Annotated in this window: 27 protein-coding genes; 12 read left to right on the top strand and 15 right to left on the bottom strand. The window is 37.8% G+C overall.

All coding sequences use genetic code 11. The features are described from left to right. The first annotated feature begins 5 nt into the window (after positions 1–5). Positions 6–1,151, top strand: a complete 1,146-nt coding sequence (locus tag JYB62_RS14945) for a YncE family protein (RefSeq protein ID WP_205646218.1) — start codon at positions 6–8, stop codon at positions 1,149–1,151. A 166-nt stretch (positions 1,152–1,317) separates the two neighbouring features. Here JYB62_RS14945 and JYB62_RS14940 read toward each other — a convergent pair whose 3' ends face one another. Continuing rightward, positions 1,318–1,617: a Dabb family protein gene (locus JYB62_RS14940; RefSeq protein WP_205646217.1), complete on the bottom strand. Its 300-nt coding sequence runs from the start codon at positions 1,615–1,617 to the stop codon at positions 1,318–1,320. 251 nt (positions 1,618–1,868) lie between these two features. Between JYB62_RS14940 and JYB62_RS14935 the strand changes: the two genes are divergently transcribed. From JYB62_RS14935 to JYB62_RS14925, 3 genes are all read left to right on the top strand, one after another. Then, entirely contained in the window at positions 1,869–2,771 is a 903-nt protein-coding gene (locus JYB62_RS14935) for an amidohydrolase family protein (RefSeq protein WP_243431591.1), read from the top strand. Between the two features lie 295 nt (positions 2,772–3,066). Then, the gene (locus tag JYB62_RS14930; RefSeq protein ID WP_205646215.1) at positions 3,067–4,392 is read left to right on the top strand and encodes an adenylate/guanylate cyclase domain-containing protein; all 1,326 of its coding nucleotides are present in this window, start codon (positions 3,067–3,069) and stop codon (positions 4,390–4,392) included. A 103-nt stretch (positions 4,393–4,495) separates the two neighbouring features. Beyond that, on the top strand, positions 4,496–5,827 hold the full coding sequence (locus JYB62_RS14925) for a rhamnogalacturonidase (RefSeq protein WP_205646214.1): 1,332 nt from the start codon (positions 4,496–4,498) through the stop codon (positions 5,825–5,827). A 19-nt stretch (positions 5,828–5,846) separates the two neighbouring features. On the opposite strand, the gene JYB62_RS14920 is transcribed toward JYB62_RS14925, so the two are convergent. Next, complete coding sequence (locus JYB62_RS14920; protein WP_205646213.1) at positions 5,847–6,893, bottom strand: zinc-binding metallopeptidase family protein; 1,047 nt, start codon at positions 6,891–6,893, stop codon at positions 5,847–5,849. A 217-nt stretch (positions 6,894–7,110) separates the two neighbouring features. Here JYB62_RS14920 and aqpZ point away from each other — a divergent pair, with 217 nt between their 5' ends. Genes aqpZ through JYB62_RS14905 form a run of 3 tightly spaced genes read left to right on the top strand, consistent with a single transcriptional unit; the run spans position 7,111 to position 8,800 of the window. Continuing rightward, positions 7,111–7,794, top strand: coding sequence for an aquaporin Z (gene aqpZ / locus JYB62_RS14915; RefSeq protein WP_205646212.1), 684 nt, complete (start codon positions 7,111–7,113; stop codon positions 7,792–7,794). Positions 7,795–7,852: 58 nt separating this feature from the next. Continuing rightward, on the top strand, positions 7,853–8,305 hold the full coding sequence (locus JYB62_RS14910) for an outer membrane insertion C- signal (protein ID WP_205646211.1): 453 nt from the start codon (positions 7,853–7,855) through the stop codon (positions 8,303–8,305). A 42-nt stretch (positions 8,306–8,347) separates the two neighbouring features. After that, positions 8,348–8,800, top strand: coding sequence for a YdeI/OmpD-associated family protein (locus JYB62_RS14905; protein ID WP_205646210.1), 453 nt, complete (start codon positions 8,348–8,350; stop codon positions 8,798–8,800). A gap of 4 nt (positions 8,801–8,804) precedes the next feature. On the opposite strand, the gene JYB62_RS14900 is transcribed toward JYB62_RS14905, so the two are convergent. From JYB62_RS14900 to JYB62_RS14855, 10 genes are all read right to left on the bottom strand, one after another. Next, positions 8,805–11,207, bottom strand: a complete 2,403-nt coding sequence (locus JYB62_RS14900; protein WP_205646209.1) for a TonB-dependent receptor — start codon at positions 11,205–11,207, stop codon at positions 8,805–8,807. A 61-nt stretch (positions 11,208–11,268) separates the two neighbouring features. Then, entirely contained in the window at positions 11,269–11,982 is a 714-nt protein-coding gene (locus JYB62_RS14895) for a fatty acid desaturase (RefSeq protein WP_205646208.1), read from the bottom strand. Positions 11,983–12,005: 23 nt separating this feature from the next. Beyond that, positions 12,006–12,851 carry a 4-hydroxy-3-methylbut-2-enyl diphosphate reductase gene (locus tag JYB62_RS14890; protein WP_205646207.1) on the bottom strand — a complete coding sequence of 282 codons (846 nt, stop codon included), beginning with the start codon at positions 12,849–12,851 and terminating at the stop codon, positions 12,006–12,008. A gap of 6 nt (positions 12,852–12,857) precedes the next feature. Continuing rightward, positions 12,858–13,565, bottom strand: coding sequence for a lycopene cyclase domain-containing protein (locus JYB62_RS14885; protein WP_205646206.1), 708 nt, complete (start codon positions 13,563–13,565; stop codon positions 12,858–12,860). Position 13,566: 1 nt separating this feature from the next. Then, positions 13,567–14,409, bottom strand: coding sequence for a phytoene/squalene synthase family protein (locus JYB62_RS14880; RefSeq protein WP_205646651.1), 843 nt, complete (start codon positions 14,407–14,409; stop codon positions 13,567–13,569). Between the two features lie 25 nt (positions 14,410–14,434). Next, positions 14,435–15,913 carry a phytoene desaturase family protein gene (locus JYB62_RS14875; protein WP_205646205.1) on the bottom strand — a complete coding sequence of 493 codons (1,479 nt, stop codon included), beginning with the start codon at positions 15,911–15,913 and terminating at the stop codon, positions 14,435–14,437. Between the two features lie 4 nt (positions 15,914–15,917). Further along, complete coding sequence (locus JYB62_RS14870; RefSeq protein ID WP_205646204.1) at positions 15,918–16,430, bottom strand: RNA polymerase sigma factor; 513 nt, start codon at positions 16,428–16,430, stop codon at positions 15,918–15,920. A 193-nt stretch (positions 16,431–16,623) separates the two neighbouring features. After that, the gene (locus JYB62_RS14865) at positions 16,624–17,520 is read right to left on the bottom strand and encodes a MerR family transcriptional regulator (RefSeq protein ID WP_205646203.1); all 897 of its coding nucleotides are present in this window, start codon (positions 17,518–17,520) and stop codon (positions 16,624–16,626) included. Next, complete coding sequence (locus tag JYB62_RS14860) at positions 17,517–17,963, bottom strand: sterol desaturase family protein (RefSeq protein WP_205646202.1); 447 nt, start codon at positions 17,961–17,963, stop codon at positions 17,517–17,519. The genes JYB62_RS14865 and JYB62_RS14860 overlap by 4 nt, the downstream gene beginning before the upstream one ends. A 79-nt stretch (positions 17,964–18,042) precedes the next feature. Continuing rightward, positions 18,043–18,711 carry a carotenoid biosynthesis protein gene (locus JYB62_RS14855; RefSeq protein WP_205646201.1) on the bottom strand — a complete coding sequence of 223 codons (669 nt, stop codon included), beginning with the start codon at positions 18,709–18,711 and terminating at the stop codon, positions 18,043–18,045. A gap of 112 nt (positions 18,712–18,823) precedes the next feature. Between JYB62_RS14855 and JYB62_RS14850 the strand changes: the two genes are divergently transcribed. Further along, the gene (locus JYB62_RS14850; protein ID WP_205646200.1) at positions 18,824–19,129 is read left to right on the top strand and encodes a DUF4286 family protein; all 306 of its coding nucleotides are present in this window, start codon (positions 18,824–18,826) and stop codon (positions 19,127–19,129) included. 391 nt (positions 19,130–19,520) lie between these two features. Further along, on the top strand, positions 19,521–20,666 hold the full coding sequence (locus JYB62_RS14845) for a DUF4221 domain-containing protein (protein ID WP_205646199.1): 1,146 nt from the start codon (positions 19,521–19,523) through the stop codon (positions 20,664–20,666). Positions 20,667–21,042: 376 nt separating this feature from the next. Here the strand turns inward: JYB62_RS14845 and JYB62_RS14840 are convergent, their stop codons facing one another. The 3 genes from JYB62_RS14840 to JYB62_RS14830 are packed head-to-tail and all read right to left on the bottom strand — an operon-like array spanning position 21,043 to position 23,168. Then, complete coding sequence (locus JYB62_RS14840) at positions 21,043–21,645, bottom strand: trimeric intracellular cation channel family protein (RefSeq protein ID WP_205646198.1); 603 nt, start codon at positions 21,643–21,645, stop codon at positions 21,043–21,045. 4 nt (positions 21,646–21,649) lie between these two features. Continuing rightward, the gene (locus tag JYB62_RS14835) at positions 21,650–22,279 is read right to left on the bottom strand and encodes a class I SAM-dependent methyltransferase (RefSeq protein ID WP_205646197.1); all 630 of its coding nucleotides are present in this window, start codon (positions 22,277–22,279) and stop codon (positions 21,650–21,652) included. Continuing rightward, positions 22,257–23,168, bottom strand: coding sequence for a patatin-like phospholipase family protein (locus JYB62_RS14830; RefSeq protein ID WP_205646196.1), 912 nt, complete (start codon positions 23,166–23,168; stop codon positions 22,257–22,259). Before JYB62_RS14830 ends, JYB62_RS14835 begins: the two co-directional genes overlap by 23 nt. A 59-nt stretch (positions 23,169–23,227) precedes the next feature. Here JYB62_RS14830 and JYB62_RS14825 point away from each other — a divergent pair, with 59 nt between their 5' ends. Genes JYB62_RS14825 through JYB62_RS14815 form a run of 3 tightly spaced genes read left to right on the top strand, consistent with a single transcriptional unit; the run spans position 23,228 to position 25,968 of the window. Further along, a complete protein-coding gene (locus JYB62_RS14825) occupies positions 23,228–23,650 on the top strand; it encodes a VOC family protein (protein ID WP_205646195.1) in 423 nt (140 codons plus the stop codon). 11 nt (positions 23,651–23,661) lie between these two features. Beyond that, positions 23,662–24,726: an aminotransferase class I/II-fold pyridoxal phosphate-dependent enzyme gene (locus JYB62_RS14820; protein ID WP_205646194.1), complete on the top strand. Its 1,065-nt coding sequence runs from the start codon at positions 23,662–23,664 to the stop codon at positions 24,724–24,726. 9 nt (positions 24,727–24,735) lie between these two features. Further along, a complete protein-coding gene (locus tag JYB62_RS14815) occupies positions 24,736–25,968 on the top strand; it encodes a serine hydrolase (RefSeq protein WP_205646193.1) in 1,233 nt (410 codons plus the stop codon). Positions 25,969–26,258 lie beyond the last annotated feature (290 nt).

Below are 26,258 nucleotides of genomic sequence, written 5' to 3'. Positions count from 1 at the left end.
CATTTATGAGCAAGATTCTAAAATCAGTCTTCAATAAAGCTTTCCTATTCACAATAGCCTCAGGGTTATTCAGTCTGGTAGCTCAGGCTCAAGACTATTATATCTATGTCACAGCAGAATCTGAGGATGAGGTGGCTTTGGTAAAATTTGATGGAGAAAAAGCCACTATTGAAGAGACTATTCCCGTAGGAGTTTGGCCAGCCGAAATAGAAGGCCCTCATGGCATCAATGTTAGCCCGGATGGTAAATATTGGTATTTGTCGCTTGCCCATGGCAATCCTTATGGCACTTTATACAAATATTCCACTGCTACCAATGAGGTTGTTGACACTGTGATGCTTGGCTTATTCCCTGCATCGCTTCAAGTGTCTAAAGCAACAGGGCTATTGTATTGTGTGAATTTTAACCTGCATGGAGACATGGTTCCGAGCACAGTTTCTGTCGTAGACCCTGAGGAGATGATTGAAATTGAAAAAATCGAAACTGGAGTAATGCCGCATGGTTCTAGAATCTCTGCCGACGGCATGTATCATTATTCCGTGGGAATGATGTCTGGAGAATTATTTGAGATTTCAACAACCAAATTGAAAGTAAATCGAAAATTAAATCTTGATGGCATAGAAGAAGAAGAGCCTGCCAAGGGAGGAATGGATCATAGCATGATGGATCACTCAAAAATGGGGCATGCAGCGATGAGTACTCCCATGTACCATAGTGCGACCAAACCTACTTGGGCAATGCCTCATCCTACGAATGGAAAAGTATATGTTGCTGGAAATGGATCCGATGAAATTTTGGAAGTAGATCTAGAAAAGTGGGAAATCACAGACAGGTTCAAAACCGGAAAAGGTCCTTACAACTTGGACATTTCTCCAGATGGAAAGTATTTGGTAGCCACCTACAAGGGTAGTGGCGAAACTGGAATTTGGGATTTAAAAAAGAAGAAAGAACTTCCTCGTGTCAAAAATACGAGGATGGTTTCTCATGGAGTGAGCATTTCTCCTGATAGTAAATATGCTTTTATTTCTGTGGAAGGGATCGGCGGAGAGCCGGGGACCATGGATGTAATCGATATCAAAAATGCCAAAAAAGTGGCTTCGGTTGATATGGGTAAACAAGCAGGTGGTATTATCTTTTGGAAAATGGAATAAAGGGATTGTTAAACCTGTTATCAAAAGAAGGTATACTTCTGAATATGAACGCTCAAACTCATTTTTAGAAGATCAAGTTTTTTTAAATCAATAATTAACTTCTACTAATACCCGACATGTTAGTTAATAATAAAAAAGGAAGAAATCGATTTGATTTCTTCCTTTTTTATTGGAGGTCTATCACTTTGTAATCAATCTCTAAAAACTTATCCACATAATCATCCCAATACATCTTTAAAAACAGGGAATGATGTGGGTGTTCATTGTAAGCATCATAAGCTTCTTGACTTTCAAACTCCATTTTTAAGCCATATTCATACTCATTTTTAGGACTGGTTTCATCCAATACCAGAAAATTCTTTACAACTGAGATTGTGGAAAGTTTTGAGGCTGCATTCAAAAATATCCTTTCTTCAGAAGAACCCTTGGGGTACTTTAACTTAAAAAAAACACTGTGATTTATCATAGTAAAAGAATTTAAAATGAAAAGTGTGGGATTAATGATACACAGAAAATAAATACTAAGCCCTTATCCTGCAAAATTAATTTTTCATTCTAAAAAGATTAGTCTATTTTGTCATAAAGAAACAATAAGAAAATAATTTTCATTGTAGCAATACAACTTCCATTATGACCCTAAAATTACTACCTAAAGCGCGCTTCTTCTCACTGATTGCGCTACTTTCTTTTCAAATTTCAGCTCAAACTGAAAAGAAAATGCCTCCTATAATTGATGTGCATGTGCATGCCTCTAAGGTAAACCCAGCATTCGCATCTGATCTCTGTCCCTGGTTCCTTACTTCCATGCCAGGAAGCGGACCTAATCAACCAGCCCCTTCTTTCCTAAATAATGATTGCGTTGACCCATTAAAAGCTGCAAAATCTGATCAGGAAATGCAAGATGCTATTATATCAGCTACTGAACGGCTAAACGTCACGATGGTTGTCAGTGGAGATGCCGAAATTATCCATAATTGGTACAACGCTGTTCCTAACCGTATCATTCCTTCGATTGGAATTGGGCAGGATATGAGTGTGGAAGCATTCAGGGACTCCCTTTCAGGTGGTTTTTATAAAGTTATGGGAGAGATTGCACCACAATACCAAGGCAAATCCCCAAGTGACATGTCTTTAGATGAATACTTTGGAGTAGCAGAAGAACTTGGTATTCCGGTAGGTATCCATATGGGAACTGGTGGAAATGGAATGGCCAATATCACAAGCCCCTCTTATAGAGCCTCTATGGGAAATCCCTTCTTATTGGAAGACATGCTCGCGAGACATCCCAAATTAAAAATATGGGTCATGCATGCAGGATACCCTATGATCGATGAAATGATCGCTTTGATGGGTGCCAATGCATATGTTTATGTGGATTTGGCTGGTTTAATCTGGAGCTATCCTCAAGATGAAATTCATGACTATTTGAAAAGATTGGTTCAAGCAGGTTTTGGAAAACGAATATTATACGGAACAGACCTAATGATTTGGCCAAAACTGTTGGAAACATCAATTGGCCTGATCCAAAATGCCACCTATTTATCCTATGATCAAAAACGGGATATTTTCTTTAACAATGCGGTCAGGTTCTTCAATTTAGATGCCTCAAAATTTGAATAACTCTAAAAAACATGAATAGTAAAGGAGTAGACCAAGTTCACTCCTTTACTTCTTTTATGGAGATAATTGAAAGCATACTTCATTAGAAAGCATAACTATCTCATTTTCAATTGACAATTTGCTCTTTTTTGCGGATATTCCTTATAGCTTTTTTGATCTCAATTGGCATCTTAATAATTAATCTCAATTTTTATATAATTGCGAATCATGATTTTTAGAATGAACAAAGGACCTCGAAATAAGCAAGTAAAAGAAATCTGAATCCATTGATTCAATTTTTCACCTAATTCTTAGAATGATGAAACAGAAAATTACCTATGCTGGAATAAATCGTGTGGTGGAAAATGATGATGATATGAATTCCCTATTGGATATTTCCATTGCTAATCAAATTACCCATTTGCATGAATGTGGAGGGCATGGAAGATGCACCACCTGTAGAGTCAGGATACTGGAAGGAATCAATAACTTAAATCCAAAAAACCAGCTGGAACAGGAAACTTCTTACGCAAGGAAATGGGATCCTTCTATCCGACTAGCCTGCCAATCCTACCCAAAAGGTGACGTAACCTTGCAACGCTTAATCTGGTCTATGGGGGAAGTTAACCAATTACAAAAAGAGCTCTCTCCGGTAGGAAAAGCAGAAGAAAGACCCATTGCTATCCTTTTTTGTGATTTAAGAAATTATACCAACCTCTCTTCCAATAACTTGAATTACGACATGGCCTTCCTGCTCAACAAGTTTTATACCGCATTGGGAGACCCAATTCTGATGAATAATGGAATTATTTACCAATACGTAGGAGATGAAATTATCGGAGTGTTTGGGACCACTGGAGGCACAAGGGATAAAATTTGTACGGATGCCATCCGAGCAGGATTGGGGATGCATTTTGCTTTGACACATCTCAATAACACTGAATTAAAGGATTTGGACATCAAATTAAATTCCGGAATAGGTATCAATTTTGGCAAAGCCTACATTGGTCATTTGGGACATCCGACCCATAAGCAATTTTCAGTCATTGGAGATCCTGTGAATGTAGCGAGCAGGATTCAAGAGCAAACGAAAGTTACCCAATCCAAAATTCTCATTTCAAAAACAGTCTTAAATAGTATTCCAAAAGATACCCTTGAAATTGGGGAAACCTACTTAAAAGAACTGAAAGGGAAAGAAGAGCCTGCCGAATTGTTCGAATTATTAGCGTTCAAGGAAATGGATATGCAGTTGGAACTCCAAGCCTCTCTTCCCATCATGATGGAAAATCCGGAAGAATTTGCTTCTATTTTCTATGATAAGGTATTTGAAATCGATCCGAATGCCAAAAGCCTTTTCCGAAATAATATGACCGATCAAGGCCGACTCTTGACCCATATGTTAGGCGGCATCATTTATTCATTATCGAGACCAGAACATTTGGTCACAGGCCTACAGCGATTAGGAGAAAACCATGTAAAATATGGTGTGCAGGCCACACATTACCCAGTGGTAAAAGAAGCATTGCTCTATACCATAAATAAGACGTTAGGGGGAAACAATACCGAAAAATGCATGAATGCTTGGAACTCAGCTCTTGATTTCGTCATGGATGTCATGAAAGGAAAAGAAAACCCCTCGTAATGGGAATTAACAGGTCAGCAAAGGATCCCCTTTGTTCAATACATGGAATAATTTGAAATTCGATTTGTCTCAATTCTGACATGAATTTGTTATTATTACCAAGATGAAAATCCTCCACTCCATTCTTCTATTTCTATTTTTAAGTATCCAAATCACTTTTTCGCAAACTTACTCGAAGGAGGATAATTGGCCTGATGGTTCGAAAATTTCTCCTTGGTTTCATGATTATAGTAAATTAGAATTAAAGGATTTGGGGAAACAATATAAGATTACTTCTCATGGAGTAGTTGCGGATAGCACTTCCCTTCAAACCGAAAAAATTCAACGAATCATAGACGAGGCCAGTCAATCCGGAGGAGGTGTCATTGTCATTCCAAAAGGAACATTTTTAAGCGGCGCTTTATTTTTCAAGCCCAACACTCATTTACATCTAGAGGAAGGGGCCGTATTGAAAGGATCTGACGACATTGCCAATTATCCAAAAATCCCTTCGCGGATGGAAGGCCAAAACCTAGACTACTTCGCAGCTTTGGTGAATGCATATGGAGTAGATGGATTCTCCATTACAGGTAGAGGAACCATCAATGGAAATGGTTTGAACTTTTGGAAAGCATTCTGGAAACGAAGGGAAGAAGATCCGAATTGTACCAATTTAGAGGTTTCCAGACCCAGACTGGTATTTATTTGGAAAAGTAATGATGTCCAGTTACAAGATGTGAAATTGATCAATGCTGGTTTTTGGAGTAGCCATTATTACCAATGCAACAATATTAAACTCCTAGACCTAACCATTACCTCTCCTCATGAACCCATCAAAGCGCCAAGTACGGATGCCATAGACTTAGATGTAGTCAACAATGTGCTGATCAAAGGTTGCTACCTTGCTGTAAATGACGATGCCATTGCCCTAAAAGGTGGAAAAGGGCCTTGGGCGGATGAAGACCCAAACAATGGAGAAAACACCCACATTATAATCGAGGATAGTGAATTTGGCTTTTGTCATTCCGCCCTCACCAATGGAAGTGAATCCATTCATAACAAGAATGTGATCATGAGGAATATAAAAATTCAGGATGCCCGAAGGCTTTTATGGTTAAAAATGCGTCCTGACACCCCCCAACACTATGAATACATTACAGTAGAGAATATTACAGGGCAGGCATACAGCATGATCTATGTGAAGCCTTGGACTCAATTTTTCGATCTAAAGGGTAGAAAAGAAGTTCCAAAATCATTTTCAGACCATATTACCATGAAAAACATCAACTTGGAATGCGATATCTTTTTTGATGTGGCGATTACCGAACATGATCGATTAGCTCAATTTAAATTTGAAAATCTTAAAATCAAGGCAAAAAATGACAAATTCGATCCAAGCATAATCACTGGGTTTGATTTGAAAAATGTGAAGGTAAATGGAAGGACATTAGATTGACTCCCTTTCCCAATTGGCTTTAACTCCTGTAGACTAATCGATGGATAAACTCCATTTTTGCTTTTACTATTGGACTGATCACAAACGGGTACATATCAGGCATTCCCATGGACCGATTGAGACTGTTGATTGCAAATGATATGGGACCCCAGTCTTTTAAAATTTTCTCAAAATCCGTACAATCATAGGGATCAAAACCAATAGCCCCATCTAGGGTGTTCTCGTAAAGTTTTGGCTCCACTCTCATCCCAAAATAATAGGCGGTCTCTGCCATATCCATGATATGAAGATAATGGGCCCAAGTCTCAGCCCAATCCTCCCATGGATGAGAGGTAGCATATTGGCTTATGTAGTTTTGCTGCCAATTGGATTGAGGTCCATCCGAATAGTAGCTATTTAATGAGTTTCCATAATTCGCTCGTTCATCGCCAAAGACGTTTCTAAATTCCTGGAGAATACTAGGGTCATTGAATACCAATCGATCCCAAAAATAATGGCCTACCTCATGCCTAAAATGTCCAATCAAGGTTCGATAAGGTTCTGCGAACTCTTTCTTCATTTGTTCTCTATGGACAGCATCAGCCTCTGAAAGTAGGATCGTAATCACCCCATTGTCATGACCTGTCATTGCTTTTTCCCCAATTCCATATTGGTTGTTGATAAAATCAAAAGTTAGGCCGTTAGGATCTTCCATTATTGATTGAGGATTCAATCCCAATCTTACCAATTGATAAATGAGTCTATGTTTAGCAATTTCAAGTTTTTGCCACCTTTTGAAATTTTCGGCATCTGATAAATCAGGAATGGTTCTATTGAGTTTACAGGCAACGCAAAAATCATCCTGATCACTTGCTGGAATCAGCCAGTTGCAAACTCCAAACTCTTTGTTTTTACAAAATTTAAATTCAAAATTGTCTCCATCAGATTTCCATGAGCCCAATCCGTTTTCGAATGTTTTCAAATCCAGCTCGGCATTGGAGAACCCTACCAAATGCCCACATTTCTCGCAGCTTTGATTTTCAAAATAAAGCGGTTGAAAACACTTCCCACATTCGAATATCTTCATTTATTTATCTTTTTCCATTAGGCTTGTTCCGAATATAAATCCAATGGGTTCGGAATAGTTCAAATATGCAATACCAATTAGTAAACCCACAATACAAACAAACCTCTTAAGTCACCATTTTTTCTACTTATTATACAATTTAAAAGTTAATGCTTACTTGATTTTAAAATTATTTATTTAATTTCCTTAAGTCAGTTAACATCTAACCTGTTTTTATATGAAAAAGCTTATAGCAGAATTTATCGGTACCCTTTGGCTAGTACTTGGGGGCTGTGGCAGTGCCGTTTTAGCGGCTGGTTTCCCTGAATTGGGAATAGGTTTTTTAGGAGTAGCATTAGCATTTGGACTCACTGTCCTGACCATGGCCTATGCGATTGGACATATCAGTGGATGTCATTTAAATCCAGCGGTCTCCATAGGTTTATGGGCTGGAGGCAGATTTGAAAGTAAAGATTTAATTCCTTACATCATCGCTCAAGTCCTGGGAGGCTTAGCCGGTGCCTCCATTTTATTTGCGATCGTGACAGGAAAGGCAGGTGTGGAACTAGGAGGATTTGCCTCAAATGGATATGGCGAAGCTTCTCCAGGAGGTTATTCAATGGGCTCAGCTTTGATTACTGAGATAGTCATGACTTACTTTTTCCTAATTGTGATTTTAGGTGCTACCCACGGAAAAGCTCCTGCTGGATTTGGAGGAATCGCAATAGGGCTGGCATTAGTTCTGATTCATTTGATTTCCATACCTGTTACCAACACCTCCGTAAACCCCGCCAGAAGTACTAGCCAAGCAATCTTTGCCGGAGGCATCTTTATTCAACAATTATGGTTATTTTGGATTGCTCCTTTAGCAGGTGCATTTTTAGCAGGAATAACCTATAAATCTCTCTCTGGATCTCAATAAATCGATAAAAATTTTAATATTTATAACCTATTTAATATTAACCTCAAATGTTAAGCATATGAAGTATCTCAAAATTCTTTCGCTAGTACTTTTCTTTGGATTGGCAGCATCTCTTGAAAGCAACGCACAAGAATTAGGTATCCGTTTTGGTAATTTCAGAGGCAACAATGTCGCTGTTGATGGTGTTTTCTCCCTCGGTGAATTTAGTCGTGTTCACGGAGATGTAAGTTTTGGTTCAGGTGTGGGAATAGACTTGCTTTGGAACCCAATATACAGACCCGTTGGATCTAGCGAATTTAACTGGTACTTGGGTGTGGGGCCATCTCTTTACATTGATGATCCATTTTATTTGGGCGTTGCTGGTGAAATAGGTATTGAATATGCATTTACAGATGTGCCAATAGTGATAGGTGCTGATTGGAGACCTACTTTTTGGATCATTGAAAACACAAAATTTAATGCAGATATTTTTGGTTTGAATATCCGATGGAGATTTAGTAAAGTAGAATAAGAAATTCTTAATTAGGGCAGGCCAACAACCTGCTCTTTTTTTATGGAACTGATTGTTGAAGGAACATACCTCTTAGAAAAGTTTACCGGGAAAGGTGGTTGGACATTTATAAAGCTTCCAGGGGATTTAATCAAGTCAGGTAAGGCTTTCGGGATGATGAAAATCTCGGGATCTATTGATGATTTTTCCTTTGAAGGTAAACACCTCCTTCCTATGGGAAATGGTTATGTTTTTTTACCGGTTGCCAAACCTATAAGGAAAATCCTTGGAAAAGAAGAGGGGGATGAAGTGGTGATTAGGTTGTATAGAGAGGAAATCCCCAATACCCTTCCCCAAGAACTTATTGAATGTCTCCAAGAGGATCCAGGAAAATTGGAATTATTCAATCAGCTACCCAAAGAAGAGCAAAAAAATTGGATCAGCTATATCTATGCTGCAGAAGATATGGAGGCTAAATCCAATCGAATCATCAAACTTCTGAACTCACTAAGTTGAAACTTTAAAATTCAACTATAATTCCAACTGTTGGAAGAATTGTTCCCGCAGTATTTTCAATGAATTTAAGTTGGTAACGGGAAGGATCATTTGGATCAACCTTTATATCCCCATTTTCATCACGAACAGGCACCAATAAATCAGGTTGTTCCGCCTCGTAATTGTAAGCATTTTGGATATCTACATACCAGTTCAAACTCCATTTTGGGAAATAGTACTTTTTATCAACACGTAGGTCAAGTTGATGGAAAGCAGAAAGTCTTTGGGTATTTATTTGGGTGAAATCTAAAATAGGCTGACCTCTCAAATCCCAGTTACTGATCAAGGATGATTCTTCTACATCATAAGGAGTATAAGGTGTTCCACCCAAAAATCTCCACCTTCCGCCAAGCTCCCAATTTTTATTAAATCGTTTGCCTGCGGTTAAACTCAAAATCACTTTATTATCCCAGGAAGAAGGTATAAATCCTTCCGTATTTGGGTTTGTAAATTCACTACGTACCAAAGTCAAAGAGGCTATCCCATAGAAATTATTAAAAAGCCTTTGCTGTGCCAAAAACTCCAATCCAAATGCCCTGCCTTCTGCATTTGATTCTACGGGCTCATTTCCTATCACCCCAAAGTCAGCACCGAGATTTGCTAAAGCAATGCCATTTCGAATAGAAGAAGGATAGTTCTTATATTTTTTGTAAAAAGCCTCCATCGTAAACCTTCTATTTCGTTGCGGTGCCAAAAACTCCAATCCTGCGATCAGTTGGTTATTTTGAATAAATCTTACATCCGTATTTTGATTGACTAATTCGCCGGAATTGTTTCTATATCCTAGTACTGTATACGGAGGTTTCTGGTAATATATACCAGCATTGGCGGTCGCAAATAAATTAGGCTTCAGCTGATAAGAAATAGAAACTCTGGGACTGAACTGATTAAAAGGGTTTTGCGCGGTCTTTCCAAAATCGGAGCCATCAATTCTTATTCCACCTGAAACCAAGAGTCGTTCATCTGACGAATATTTAGTTCCTGAGATAAATGCTCCATACTGATTGAAATTAGAAGTTGATTCCACATCAATCACTTCTGAAGAATTCGCTAAAGTAGCACGGTCAAAGTTCTTAATGTAATACCTGGAATACTCATAATTAACTCCATATTTCAGGGTATAACCATTTCCGAAAATACTATTCTCTGCTCTGAATTTATTTTCTGATTCTTGGGAAATATATCGATATAATAGATTGGACTCAGAGCTTTCTTCATTTCGAAAGTACTTTTCAGCCTCATTATTGAGCATATTTCTGCTCAATACGAATGTCCAGAACCCATTCTCCCTGAACCGTTTTAATTTAAGTCCTGTAGTATAATTCCATTGACTTTGAACCGGCAAAACATCTAATAAATACAGGCGGTTTTCCAACTCTTCTTCACTCTCATCTTCAGGAATATCCTGATTCAGTTCAAATTGATCAATAGCACCAACTCCAATGAAAGTCAACTCTGTTTTATCATTGAGTTTGGTGGTCGTTTTCACTTGAAAATCATTGAACGTAGGCAAAAAAGGCAAGCCCAATACTTTAAACAGACCCTGCAAATAAGATCTTCTAGCAGATACTAAATAGGTCGTCTTTTCTCCGATCGGACCTTCATTGGAAAGGGTCAACTCAGACGCTCCCAAAGTCAATTGGGTCTGCATACTTTCCCTATTTCCTTCTTTCAACTGAATTTCAAAAAAGGAACTCAAGGCATCCATTCTATTAGCTGGAAATCCTCCTGCAATCAAATCTACATTCTTAATTAAATTAACATTAAGCAGACCCACTGGCCCTCCTGAAGAACCTTGAGTAGAGAAATGGTTAATTACCGGAACTTCAATTTCGTCTACAAAAAACTTGTTTTCATTCGGTGCTCCACCACGGATCAGAATATCATTTCGGAAACTGGGTGTACTTGCTACTCCTGGTAATGCCTGGATTACCCTTGAAATATCTCTATTCCCACCAGGGTATCTTTCTATTTCATTGCTATTTAGCTTCCTAACAGAAAGGGGCGTTTCTTCAGATCTTGAAAACTCTGAACTGACTACGACTTCTCCCAGCTCTGAGGCATCTTCGGTCAATTCAAAATCTAATTGTACGGATTTTGCCAAGGTAACTCGAACCTCATACCTGGTTTCAGTCTTGTACCCGACAAAACTTGCGCGCACATTATATAATCCGGGAGGAATACTTTCAATAGTGTAATTACCATCTTCATCAGAAATTGCACCGTATTCAGTTTCCAACACCAAAACATTGGCAAAGGCCACAGGCTCTCCATTGGAAGGATTGATAATCCGTCCTCTAATCACTCCTTGGGAAAAAGCAGAAATAGATATTAATACAATAAGAAATGTCAGTACTCTAGTTTTCATTGCGATGGGTAGTTCTAAAACAAAATGGTTTTAGAAAGAAAAAGTTTAGTTAAAAACGGTTTTATTTTATCATTTCCTCTTTTTTTCTCCAAAGCCTCCACCAAGGAGTTCCTGGAGAATCATGATGCTCATAATGATATCCAAAGAAATAGCATGAAATAAAAGCCCATAGGTGATTTTTGGACTGTGTATTAGAATGGTGTTTATTATCACTTTCACCTCGATGTGGGAGGTAAGTTCCAAAATAAAATAGTTGAAATGTGGATAACACTGCCGGAAGCATCCAGAATAAAATCAAGTTATCCACAGGTAAAAATAATTTTAAAATATTGAAAGTAATGGCCATTAGTAGGATTTGCCAAACGCTTAGATACTGTTTGATGAAGCTAAAATACCAGAGAATGAAATTATCTGAATGATGGTAATCCGGGTCTTGATCAGTGGCCACGAACCGATGATGTTCATGATGTTTAGGAAACAATTTCCAATAGAAATTGTACGAAAAAAGAAGGGCTGCAAACACGCCAATTAGATTGTTTACAATTTTATTGGATGAAACTAATCCATGCATGGCATCATGTGCTGTGATGAACAGACCTGTATAGAGATGCATCTGAATCAATACTAAAATATAGGTAAGAGGATTGGTCCAATTAATGTTCCACTGGAGTAAAAAGACCAGAGAGGCACTCCAGCTAGCGATAATCAATATAGCCAGTAACACCCCAATAGGGTCTATATGCTTGTTTCCTAAAATTTGATTTCCTGCATTCATTCCTGCAAGCAAGTTGAGTTAAATCAGAAAGTCAAGATTTTCTCTCGGACTTGTTCCATTAACCACATCGGAGTAGACGTTGCCCCGCAAATTCCAACGGTTTCATTGGGTTTAAACCAATCGGGTTTAATCTGGTCAGCATTGGAAACAAAAATTGTATTCGGGTTTTTTTCCTTGCAGACATTATACAGCACTTTTCCATTAGAAGACTTGGTGCCACTCACAAAAATGATCTTATCAAAGCGATCTGCAAAAGCTCTCAACTCCTTATCTCGATTAGATACTTGTCTGCAAATCGTATCATTCGTATTCACAGAAATCCCATTTTGCTTCAGTATCTCATTGATCTCATAGAATTTATCCGTGCTTTTGGTAGTCTGGCTGTAAAGCGTAATGTTTTTAGGAAGAGTTGCTAAATCCAATTCCGAGATATCCTGAAAAACTACCGCCTTATTGCTGGTCTGTCCCAAGAGCCCAATCACTTCTGCATGCCCATGCTTTCCATAAATATAAATCGTCTCATCCTTATCGAATGAATTTTTGATCCTATTCTGAAGTTTCAAAACCACTGGACAACTCGCATCGATAAGAGTCAGATTATTATTGATTGCCAATTGATAGGTAGAAGGTGGTTCCCCATGAGCCCTGATCAACACTTTCTGGTCTCTCAGTTCCTTCAGATCCTCATGATTAATGATCTTCAAACCTTTTTTAGTCAGACGGTTTACCTCCTCATCATTATGCACAATATCCCCCAAGCAATATAAATATCCTTGTTCATCCAGGATTTCTTCTGCCATTTCAATAGCATAAACCACCCCAAAGCAAAAGCCCGAATGATCGTCTATATGTACTTCAAGTTGCATCATAGCCTATTAACTTTCAATAGATTGAAATGTTTGTTGATTCCTAAATCTTTCATAAAAAGAGATATTCATCAATAATAAGGTCATCGAATAGATGGTATCTTCTACAGGTACCGTCCAAATCCTAATCCCTAGATTTTCTGCATTATTATAAATTACTACAGGTTCCTCCGTAAGCCCTCCAGTCAATATGCCATTGCATAGGAATAGAGGAATCAGATGTACAAGGTAGGCAAATAAGAATTTACCCAAATATTTATCATTAAATACCAGAAAATGAGTGACTAATGCACCTGCTCCGATTAAGAAATTAATGGATGTATATAACTTATCCAAATGCATGAATCCCAAACCTAAAAGAAATGGAACCATTACATATACAAAAGGCTTTCCAAATGCCTTCAATGGGTCTGTAGGAAAAAAATAATTCAATACTTCATAAATAAAAACACAGGCAAATGGCACTGTCAAAAAAAACAACCACTCTTCCAATGGCAAATCAAAAAAGTAAATCCCTAGAATGTAGGTGGGGTTAAATTCCCAAACGCCTAACTTGGTAAACCAGTGATCCCAAATCAAAAAGAAAGAACCAGTGAGGAAGATCGCTGGAAACAAGAATTTCCAATTTTTGAAATATTGAATCCTTTGTTCAAATGATCTTACCAAAGGAAAGGAAATGGTAAAGAGATTAACACCTAAGTATAAATACTTTTCCATATCAAGTAATACCTAACTTATTTACAAAATAAGTACCGATCAATAAGGATAGCTTTTTTGAATTCGGAATTCTTATTCTGGTCTTGGTGATGGTTTCCGCTGGTAGGCCTTTGATCTTATCAAACAGCTTTTGATAATAGAGATAGGCTACTTTTACTCCTAGCTTTGCTCCAATTGGTAATTGTTCAATCCCAATCAGCGAATCATCAAAATCTCGTTGGATATCTTCTTCAATTTGCTTTTTAACGATTTTATCAAAATGAGTAAACTCTACTCCTGGGAAGTATACTCTTCCTCTCTCCTCATAATCGCTTTTGATATCTCTTAAGAAATTTACTTTCTGGAAAGCAGCTCCCAGTTTACATGCTGGAACTTTCAACTTCTCATACTCAGCCTCATCCCCTTCACAAAATACCTTTAAACACATGAGTCCTACCACTTCAGCTGAACCATAGATATATTCATTGTATTTGGAATCATCATACGTTTTAAAATCCAAATCCATTTCCATGCTATGGAGAAAGGCTTCTATTAATTCTTGATCAATATGATATTTATTGACTACCAATTGAAATGCGTGGAGCACAGGATTCAAAGAAATACCGGATTCAATCGCCTCGTAGGTATCCTTCTTAAACCGAGCCAACAATTTCTCCTTGTTTTGGTCATGAAATGTATCCACAATTTCATCCGCATAGCGGACAAAGCCATAAATGGCATAAACAGGCATATGGAATTTTTGATCCAATGTTTTGATGCCCAACGTGAAACTGGTGCTATATCTTTGCGTGATTAGCTTGCTACACTCAAAAGTTGTCTGATCAAATAGATCTCTCGGGTTCATCATATATTAATATATCAATAATTGATTAATTATTTTCTTTGATCACCTCATTTGCTACAACTTTACCCGAAATTAAGGAAGGAGGAACTCCTGGACCTGGTACAGTTAACTGCCCTGTATAATACAAGTTGGAAACTTTTTTGTTTTTAAGCGAGGGCTTCAATATCGCAGTTTGGGTGAGCGTATTGGCCAAGCCATAGGCATTGCCCTTGAATGCATGGTAATCATTTTTGAAATCACGATGTGCATAGGACCTTTTGAAAATCACATGAGATCTAATTTCTTGTCCAGAAATCCTTTCCAACCTGTCCATGATGATGTTATAATATTTTTCTCTGATTTCTTCAGAGTCATCTAAATCGGGAGCTAATGGAATTAATAAAAACATATTCTCCATTCCTTCTGGTGCCACCGTTCTATCAGTAATAGAAGGTACAGAAGCATAAAAAAGAGGTTTTTCTGGCCATCTTGGATGCGTGTAGATGGCATCGGCATGAGGGCCAAGTGGCTCGTCAAAAAATAAATTATGATGGCGAAGGTTTTCCAAACGCTTATTAATCCCCAAATAGAACAACAAACTAGAGGGAGCCATCACACGCTTATTCCAGTAATCTTCTGAATAGTTGCTGTACTTCGGATTAATTAAATGTTTATCTACATGGTGATAGTCTGCCCCTGCAACGACCACATCTGCAGAAATTTTTTCTCCAGACTTCAACCGGATTCGCTTTGCTATTCCTCCTTCAATTTCAATTTCCTCCACTTCGGAACTATAACGAATTTTGACACCTTTTTCTTCAGCTAGACTGACCATTCCTTTGATAATTTCATGCATGCCTTTTTTGGGGTACCAAGTACCCAAAGCAATATCTGCATAGTTCATCAAACTATATAAAGCCGGTATATTTTCGGCAGTCTCACCTAAAAACAAGACTGGAAATTCCATCAAGCGAATAATCTTGTCGGATTTGAAGAATTTTCGAACATGCTTGGACATGGACTGGAAAATATCCATTCTGAGCATATCTTTAAGCAAGGAGGGAGAGGTAAATTCAAATATAGACCTACTTGGCTTAGTTACTAAATCATGGATTCCTACCTGGTACTTGTATGCAGCTTGCTCTAAAAATTTATCCAATTGAACCGCTGCTCCAGGTTCAATTTTTTCAAGCATTTCCTTAAATGAATCAAGGTTTGCAGGAATATCCAACACATCTTGTTCACCATAAATCACTGCGTAAGAAGGATCGAGTCGAATCAGGTCATAATAGTCCGATGGACTTTTTCCAAAATCAGCGAAATACTTTTCAAAAACATCAGGCATCCAATACCAACTTGGCCCCATATCAAAAACAAACCCCTGGTGTTCGAACTTTCTAGCCCTTCCACCGGGGGAATCATTTTTCTCTACTATTGTAACCTGGTAATTATTTACTGCTAAATGCGTAGCTGCCGATAGTCCAGCAAAACCTGAACCGATTACTACCGCATGTTTATGAGACATAGAATCAATTTTTATGCTTGTACACCATTAAATCCTCTTTCAGCTGCTTTCTAGCAATATGAATTCTATTCTTAACAGTTCCTATTGGAATCTGTAATTTTTCAGCAATTTCATGATATTTAAAACCTCTGTAGTGCATTAAGAATGGTGTTTTGAACACATCATCCAATCTATCAATAGACTCATAAATATCATCCATTGCCAAATTTCCAAATACTCCATTTTCGATTTTTATATCACTGGAATTAATGTAATGTAAATTATCTGTGGTGTCTACAAAAGTTCCTCTTCGTACCATCTTTTGATAATTCGTAATAAACGTATTTTTCATGATGGTATAAAGCCATGCTTTCAAATTAGTCCCTTCCGTAAATTTATCTCTATTCGTAAAGGCTTTGACCATCGTATCCTGCATCAGGTCATTGGCATCATCCAAATCTCGAGTCAATTTCATTGCAAATGGCTTCAATGAACTAGAAAGATTATTCAAAGAGTAGCTAAATTCTAGAGTCGTCATGGCTTATGAGTTTTTGTTTAATCAAACTTACTATTCATTAAACAAAATAACAACATTTTGTTTAACTTTTTTTATTCTTTATTAAACATTATGACTTAAGCGGCAGAATTTTAAGGTCTAATGGAGGATTTTAACCATAAAAAAAGCATTTCCGAAGAAATGCTTTGTTTAACCATTTTACTCTATCATTAAACTATTTCTCTAAAATCCCTTGTCCTATCTCATCTAGCACATCCTTGATTTCTCGTATATAGCTGAATTGCTTCACATTTTCTCCAAACTGCAAATCCTGACCTACGACCTGATATCCAGAAACAAAAATCTGAGATTTGGAGAATCTGGTAGAAAGGTAATCTATATATTCTTGAGGAGAATCATCTGGTGGACAGGATGTCATGACTGTCAAGATATAATCCGGTTCTACTAATTCATAAACGGCATCTAAGTCCCTTTTCGGAGTACTCTGACCCAAATAGATCACTTTATGTCCTTTGCTTTTAATCAAATAGGAAGCAAACAAAATCGAAATTTCATGTAATTCTCCTTCCGGAAGAAAAAGCAAAAACTTTTTCCCAGAGACACTCGGAATTTGTCCATCAATCGCTACAATCAATTTTTGTCGGACCAAATTGGAAATAAAATGTTCCTGGGCAGGGTTAATTGCTCCAGTTTGCCACAACAAACCAATTTTTGATAAAAAAGGATATATAATATTGAGCATGGTTTGCTCGAACCCTATTTTAATGATATTAGTCGTCAGTACTTTATCAAATCGTTCTTCATCCATTTCGATCATGCAAATGGTTAATGCATGCACTTGATCGTCATGGGTCAAAGACCTATCTGTCAAACGAATCACTTCCTCCTTCATTTCAGAGAGACTCATGGAAGCAATTTTACTGATTTTAAAACCATTATCGTTCAACAATGCGACATTCAAAATCAATTTTAAATCTCCATCATCGTAATAGCGAATATTAGTATCCGTACGTTTTGGGTTCAACAAATTATAGCGCTGCTCCCAAATTCTTAGGGTATGTGCCTTAATACCAGATAACTGCTCTAAATCCTTAATTGAATAATTGCTCACTCTTCCTCCTCTTTATAGTATTCCTTGGGTACCAAAAACAAACCAAACGAGACTGCATCATCTTTCTTATTGGTTCTATGATGTGCTTGATGTGCCCTAAATAATGCTTTTAAAAACTTACTCTTTGGTTTTTGAAACCATTTAATTCTTCTATGGATCAATATGTCATGTAATATGAAATATAAAAACCCATAAAGACTTATTCCAACACCCATCCAGAACCGATAATCGAATTCTTTCAAACCGACTATTATTAAGACAATGGCGATGCTACCAAATAAAACTGAAAATAAATCATTCAGTTCAAATGCAAACTTACTTGGTTGATGATGGGTTTTATGAATCATCCATAATGGCCCATGCATTAAATACTTATGAATTGCCCAACCAGACAATTCCATCAGACCAAAACCAACTAATGTAAAAACAATAGCTTCCATCATTTAGTAGTCAACTTAAATAATCTTATTTTGTTATAAAATTTTTAGAATTGGGTAAAAACCTTTTTCCCATCATGAGATACTACAGATTCAAAGTGAAATTGAGTATCGCGAAAAACAGTACCATTACAATTAACAAAAAGGCTGCCAAGGGGTTAGACTTTTCAAAATTTGCCTTCCTGTAAATCAGGTGAATTAAAAAAGAAACTCCAAACCAACCCAAATAGTTTTCAAACGGAATAACATCAAACTTCCAATACCACATGTCTACTGCCATGGCTACCGGTTCCATGATATAATCAAAGGCAGTCATGGCCACAGCCCCCATCAATGCAGCATAGTAATCATTGGAAATACTTTTTGAGAATACCGCACCTGTCAAGTAAACCAGAATAAACCAGTTGACCCCAATCACCAATGGAACATCCCACAATTTGGGGCCCAAAGTATCTCCATACACATAGTCACCATATAAATATCCGGTATGTATCCCAATCAATTCAGATCCAAAGCCAATCCAAAACGCAAGTGCTGCTACGATAGGAAATGAATCCGTCCAACCCTTATGAAAAAACAGAACCAGTCCCAACGTAATTAACAACTGTGCTGGAGTCAGGGATTGAAATAGTGGTCTATATTCCGGAATTGACATGCCAATGATCCCAACTCCATACAAAGCCACTACCACTAGTTTAACGATCAACAATTGTTTGTCCTGAGCCTTTGGAGGTGCCTTGGCTATTTTATGCATATTTCTGGGAGCTTTAGAAGGAGGAAATTCCGGTTTTTCGCTTTGAGATACCTAACTTTGAAGGGCTAAATCTGTTTACAAAAAAACAAAATTCCAGTTAAAATCTTCCGATATGATACTTTACAACATTACTTTCACTGTTAACAATGAGATAGAAGAGGATTTTGTCAATTGGATGAAAGAAACTCATATCCCTGATATTTTTGCTACTGGCCTATTTATAGAACATAAATTCTTCAGGTTACTAAACAGCCCTGATGATCATGTAACCAATTACAGTGTACAGTTTTATGCTGAAAGCACCAAGAAACTCATCGAATACGAAGGCCGGTTTGCACATGCGCTTCGCTACGAGACTCAAGCAAGGTATGGGGAAAAAGCACTTGCCTTCCGAACCCTCATGGAATCAGTGCATTAAGAAAACTTAACTAAATTTTATTCAGATTTTTCTGTATTTTCCATTCTTAACTTTTAAAGAATGAGAATATACTCGTTATGCCTTTATTTGTGTCTATTTTTTTCATATAATAAAAACAAGGACGCTGACAAAGCTGAAGAAGGAAATATCTTAGAGAACCTAGTCTTCTCAGTCGATAAATTGATGATTGACTCAAAAGAGGCATTTTTTGAATACAACCTAGGCCCAGGATCTTCTTCTATTTCAGAAGGTGGAAAACACCTATTTCTTTATAATTCAATGTTCAACCAGATCCATTCTTCAAAGACGCGAAGCTCTGGTCCTTTGTGAATGTGGAAGATGAGCTGGGGTTCTCGGTTTTTACTTTCAACTTTAACTTAACCAACTAACTATGAAAAACTTAATTTATCTTGCCCTATTTGCAATTTTACTGGCTTGCGCAGAGAAAAAATCGGATTCTGTAAAAGAAAACATGCCTGAGTTGAGCTATACAACCGATACGGTAATGGTAGACCCAGGGGATCACTTCTTTTTCTTAAACTGGGGTCTGGGAATATCAGACTTAACTCAAGATGGAAAGTTACTTTATAATCTTAATCCTGAATCACTTTTATTGGAGGTTGTGGACATGGATGCTTTGGCACTCAAAGAAACCATTCAGCTTGAAAAAGAGGGACCAAATGGAATTGGGGGTGGATTTATTTCCAAACTTCAAGTAATCGGAAATGGGAACCTGATGCTTTTTGATTTCAATAAAATAGTAGAAATAAGCCCCAAAGGCGAATTGATAAAAAAATATGAATTCGATAGAAACACCTTGAGCGGTTACGAATTTGGTGAAACAGATGTGGTCAGTAATATGGGAATATTCTCAGCAGATGGTAAAACCTATGTTGGAGAGTTGGAAGATGAAAGTTTCAGAAAACCCGCCAAAGGACTGGCAGTGATTGATTTGGAAAAAATGGAGTTGAATTTCGTCCCAACAGATGCTATTTCAAAGCTAGATGAATTCCGAATCTTGTTGGAAATGAACGGAAATGCCATGATGTCAACCGGTGAATCTTCTTATATGAAGTTTATAAATGGGCAATTGGTCCTTACTAATACTGCTATAAATGAGGTCTATATCTATGACTTTACAATGGATAGTTTGCTCCATAAAACTTTCGAAGCTAGCCTCACAGGCAATGAGAGGATCAAAAACTTTCCTACACAGGTGGACACTCGAGAGGCACTTTTTGAAGCCTCCAAAGAAAAAAGGAAGCAAGTAAAATTTGGGCCTATGATCTTTCAAAAGGAAGAAAATCTCATTTGGAGGATTAGTACTGACATGGATCGAATGATTGCAGATTCAGTGGTAACAAAAGATGTGGTGACATTTTTCGATACAGACTTTACGATGCTAAAAGAACAGACTTTGGAAAACCTTAGCAATTCAAGTAATCGGTTTTTCAAAGATGGAATGCTGTATAGTTTCCTCAATATCGATGACGAAATGGCTTTTGTGAGGTTGAAGCCAAGTTTTACTGAGGAGTAAGAACCTATAAAAAGCAATTCCCCCGCAGGGCCGGGTTAATTTTCAGCGTAATTCTGCGGGACTACCCTAAATAGATTTCTCCTTCGATCAACCTGACTCAGCCAATATTCATGTTTTTCTATTTAAGCCCCTCTACTTAGTAAAAATGATTGGAGCTAACTTGCCCGCTGATTCTCGCAGAATTAAGACTTAGATCTTCATTGATTTGCTTCCGCGTTTATCTGCGAAAGTTTTCAGCATAATTCTGCAGGACTATCCTAAATAGATTTCTCCTAGAGTTCGAAATGACTCCACCGAATTTCAATTCTAGAGTACTGAAAACTGAGACTGAAAACCGAATACTTTTTCAGCTTTCACCATTAAGAATTCTGACTTCTCAATCCAGTCTCGGTAAACTCAATTTATATTTCATTGCCAGGAATCGAATCCCGATAACTAAAGACATAGATATTAACAAATTATAATCCCGGTCCACTTCAAAGTAATTCAACACCACATACAATACCGCACCTGCCAGGCAAGCAGAGGCATACACTTCTTTTCTGAACAGAATGGGAATTTCATTAGTCAAGGTATCCCGGATCACGCCACCCATGACCGCCGAAAACATTCCCATGATCGCAGCAATCTCAGGCCTAACACCCAAACTCAGGGCCTTTTCCACTCCCAAAACAGTAAACAGTCCGATTCCTAGGGTATCAAATAAAAATAAAGTCTTTCTTAATTTGCTCAGGAACTTCGGAAATAAAAAGGCAGCCATGATACCGGCAAAAACCGCATATAATACTTTCACGTCCGCGATCCAGACCAACGGATAGCTATCCAATAATATATCCCGAAGCGTACCTCCACCAATGGCAGTAATGAATCCAGTAAAACCAGCTCCAAAAAGATCATGTTCCCGCTCCCGGACCGCCAAAGCCCCCGAAATGGCAAAAACGAAAGTACCCACAAGTTCTAATGCGTATTGTAAATCCATATTTTCAGTGTCCAGCGGTTTCGTTCTTCTTCATCATAAAAGCACCCATTTCCCGTTGGTCTAAAACCAGTACCGTTTTGGGCTGTTCTAAAAATTGGAAGCCTTTCTCTTGCAACTTATCCACATCTTCTAAAGTGAGCACAAATCTGTCTGAATCATCCGGTAAATGGTACCTACCTTTGCCTAAGGGCTTAGATTCGGACAAAATTCCTCCAACCCCAGTACACATTCGAAACCAAAAAATTCCCCCAGGTTTTAAAATTCGATGAATTTCATCGATCATTTCCCAAAAGTTATCCACATCTGAAGCAAAGTGTAAAACTGCGGAACAAATCACTGCATCAAATGAAGAAGAGTGAAAAGGAATATCCTCCAACTTTCCTTCCAAAAACCGATAGACATCATAATTGGGATTCAGGCTTTTGGCCTGGTATCTACAATATTGAATGGCAATTTCATTGGGATCGATCCCAAAAATCTGATAGCCCTCCCGAATAAAATAAACCGTATTTCTCCCTTCTCCACAGCCTGCATCCAGAATTTTCATTTCTTTGGAAAACCTACCTTTTAGAATTTGATCCAACAGATAGATATCCACATTCCCAAATAATTTATTCAGCTCCGCTATTTCCATTTTCCCAATGATCTAATGCTTTAATTGCTTTGATTCTTCCAATTTCGATTAATTCTGCTGCTCTATGAAACTCCAAAGTCCCTGCTTGCCTTCTGGCAACTCGAATATTGACGTCCACAGGATATTTCTCTATCAATAAATTACAAAATCGATCCTGCAACAGATCGAATGAACGAGTCATTAAATTGATAGAACTCAAAGAACTGGATTTAGCTACTTTCTCTTGTTCCGGAAAATATTCTTTCATCTTATTTCTATATTCCTTCACCCAAAGTGGAAGAGAAATAAACCGATGTCCCTCTGCATCTTTCTTAGGCGGAGTTACCAATTCCGTATCGGGCCCATTGAGCCCAACCACAATTACCTTACTTTCATGCGGATTTTTTAACAGAGAAACAGGCACTGGATTCAAGACACCTCCATCAATTAATTCATAAGGCGGATGTTTTGCAGGCTGGAATACTGAAGGAATACTTCCTGATGCACGGATTGCAGCATACAAGCTTCCATTTCTAAAAATTATTTCTTCTCCGGTTTTGTAATCCACCGCATTGCAAGAAAAAGGAATGGATAAATCCTCAATCTGGCAGTCCTTCACTACTCTTTTCAAAGCATTGTATACTTTCTCCCCTTTGATAAAACCGCGACTGGAAAAGGTGAAGTCCATCAAGGAAAATACATCAATTCGATCCAAATGGCAGATCCAGTCTTTAAACTCCTCCAGTTTTCCCGCTGCATACATTCCACCGACCAAGGCACCCGCCGAACAACCGGCAATTTCAGCAATATGATACCCTCTTTTTTCCAATTCTTCGATCACCCCCACATGCGCTAATCCCCTTGCACCACCGCTACTCAAAACCAAAGAAACTGATTTCCTATCTGACATTTTTTTCAAGAAATAATAAACTAAATTGAAGCAGAAAATTTCAAACGAAAGTACACATTATGAGCCAATTTAAACCCTTTCACCTGGCTTTCCCGATCAGGGATATTGAAGAAACCCGTGCATTTTATGGGGATTTGTTGGGATGCGATATAGGCAGAAGCACAGATAAATGGATCGATTTCAATTTTTTCGGTCACCAACTTTCCGCACATATCAAACCTGAAGAGCTTGCACTTGCCAAAACCAATGCGGTAGATGGAAAAAATGTGCCTGTTCGCCATTTTGGGGCGATTTTACCTTGGGATGAATGGCATGCTTTGGCAGATAAATTGAAGGCCCATGGAATTGAATTTGTAATCGAACCCTATATTCGATTCAAGGGTGAAGTAGGGGAACAAGCCACTATGTTTTTCCTAGACCCTTGTGGCAATGCATTGGAATTCAAATCCTTTCAAGACGAAACTCAAATTTTCGCGAAATAAATTACTGAAAATTGAAGTCTTTTTATCTACAAAATAGGATAGACAGGAAAATCATTTACCAAGACCAAGTTCTTCATTATTTCAGCGGAACCTCCTATTTGGGAATTGATGTTGTACCTGAATTTCAAGAGAATCTAATTATCGGCATGGATAAATATGGTTTAAACCATGGACTCAGCCGGATAAACAACATACGGCTTCAAATTTTCGAAGATTTCGAAGACTTTTTCGCAAAAGGAGCAGGTGCAGCATCGGCTATTGTCATGAGCAGCGGTTACCTATCTGGGATGGCAGCCTTACAATTTCTGAAACCACAAGCTCAGCAAATTTGGGTCGCTCCAGATACACACCCTGCTATTCTTCCCATAAATATAAAACCAAGCCCCAAACAGACTTTTCAGGATTGGAAAAATTCCTGTATTGAAAAATCAAACTCGCTAAAAGATCAAAAAATTCTGATTCTAGCAAATGCTGTAAATCCTATGATCCCAGAAATTCATGATTACAGCTGGTTGGAATTACTCGCTCAATCCAATGAAGTAACCCTACTCTTGGATGATAGCCATGCATTTGGTGTTTTAGGACATGAGGTGTTTGGCACCTATTCGCAATGGAAGGATTTACCAATCCATCTGATGGTCACCGGATCCCTTGGAAAAGCACTAGGGCTGCCAGCTGGAATAATACTTTCCAATCAACAAATGATTCATGATATAAAACAATTTCCAATCTATGGAGGTGCCTCTCCTTGTCCTCCGGCATACCTTCATGCGTTTTTGAAATCACAAGAGATTTATAAAGACAGAAGAAGTCGCTTATTCCAGCTGATCAAATATTTTGGACAAAAAAATGAGATGTCCGAGCATGTTTATGGCTTAAGCAATTATCCAACTTTTACCTATCAACCTGGGAGTTGGGCTGAAAAACTGGAACAGAAAAATTACATCACCTCTTCTTTTCCTTATCCTACCTCCGATGACCAAACCGTCAATAGAATCATTTTATCTGCATTTCATACAGCGCGCGATATTGATACGCTTTGGTTCCATCTTAAAGAAATATCCAATAGCATATAAGTCCTATTTATGAAAAAGTTTGTTTTCATTATTCTTTCCATTTGCTGTATTACTTCTTGCTCTCCGGAAACTGAAAATCCTTTCGAAAGGGATGTAAGCAACTACCCTATTCTCCAAAAAGTATTGGAAAACAAAGAGCAATATCAAGTACAGATACTCTATACTCAAATTGACAGAAATGAACATGGCACACCCATGTTTACCAATTATAGTTTCAACCTAGATGATGATCGATATTTTTATCCAGCCTCAACGGTAAAACTTCCGATCGCCTTGCTGGCATTAGAATGGTTAGATGAAAATTCTGTGGATAACTTGGACAAAGAAACAATTTTTCTGATCGATTCAGTGCGTCCATCCCAAATTCCTGCCTATGTGGATAATTCTTCGAAGGACTCTCTTCCAAGTATTGCTCATTACATTAAAAAAATACTTTTGGTTTCTGATAACGATGCCAATAATCGGCTCTATGAACTTCTAGGACAAGAATATATCAATGAAAAGCTGAAAGGTAAAGGCCTGTGGAAAACTGTCATTAGCCAACGACTTTCATTTCCAATTTCGCCCGAAGAAAATCGGTATTTTAACCCCATTCGCTTTGTGGATAAGTCAGGAAATACACTTTTGGAAATTCCTGAAAGACATACAGAAAAAATCTATGCCGTGGATCCAAAACCCTTGTTGGGAAAGGCACATGTGGTAGGTGACTCCTTGATCAATGAGCCCATGGACTTCTCCTATAAAAATAAATTTGCGCTTTCTGATTTACATGGAGTAGTTCAAAGAATTGTTTTTCCAAATGCATTTCTGGAAAGCGAACGCTTCCATATTTCTGAGGAAAATAGAAAATTTGTGTTGAAATATATGAGTATGTTTCCTGAAGAAAGCGACTTTCCGAAGTATGATTCATCCGAATTTTACGACGGATATTCCAAGTTTTTCAAATTCGGAAATTCAGAAAATCCTATTCCAAAAAACTTTAGAATTTTCAATAAAACAGGTTGGTCTTATGGCTACATGATAGACGGAAGTTACTTTTTGGACCTTGAAAAAGGAGTAGAGTTCTTCGTTTCAGCCATTGTTTATTCCAATGAAAATGAAACTCTCAATGACAACATCTATGAATATGAGGAGATTGGAAAACCATTTTTTGCCGAGCTGGGGGAATACCTTTACCAAAGAGAGTTAAATAGAAGGAAATTAATTCAGCCGGACTTGAGTGAATTTAAGTTTGATTATTGACGGAAAGAAAAATCAGATTCCAACGTTCATTTACTCCACATGTTAAATTTGGAGTAAAATCACTTTGCCTGGGGCCATATTTTGGACTTTTGGATATTATTCGATAAAACACCGAACATTTTCCTCGGCTTTTCTAAAAGATTCGGATTTATACCTCATTTTAGTCTCATCGCCAGTAGTATGGTCCATTGGGAATTATTACTTCATTTATAAACCCAACCTAGGACAAAAGAAGAAAAATGAATTCTAAAAAGCCTCCATTTATCTACCAGTCCTTCTTTAAATTCTGG

Source organism: Algoriphagus lutimaris (assembly GCF_017051705.1).
GTDB lineage: Bacteria > Bacteroidota > Bacteroidia > Cytophagales > Cyclobacteriaceae > Algoriphagus > Algoriphagus lutimaris.
This window is presented reverse-complemented; position numbering and strand designations above follow the sequence as displayed.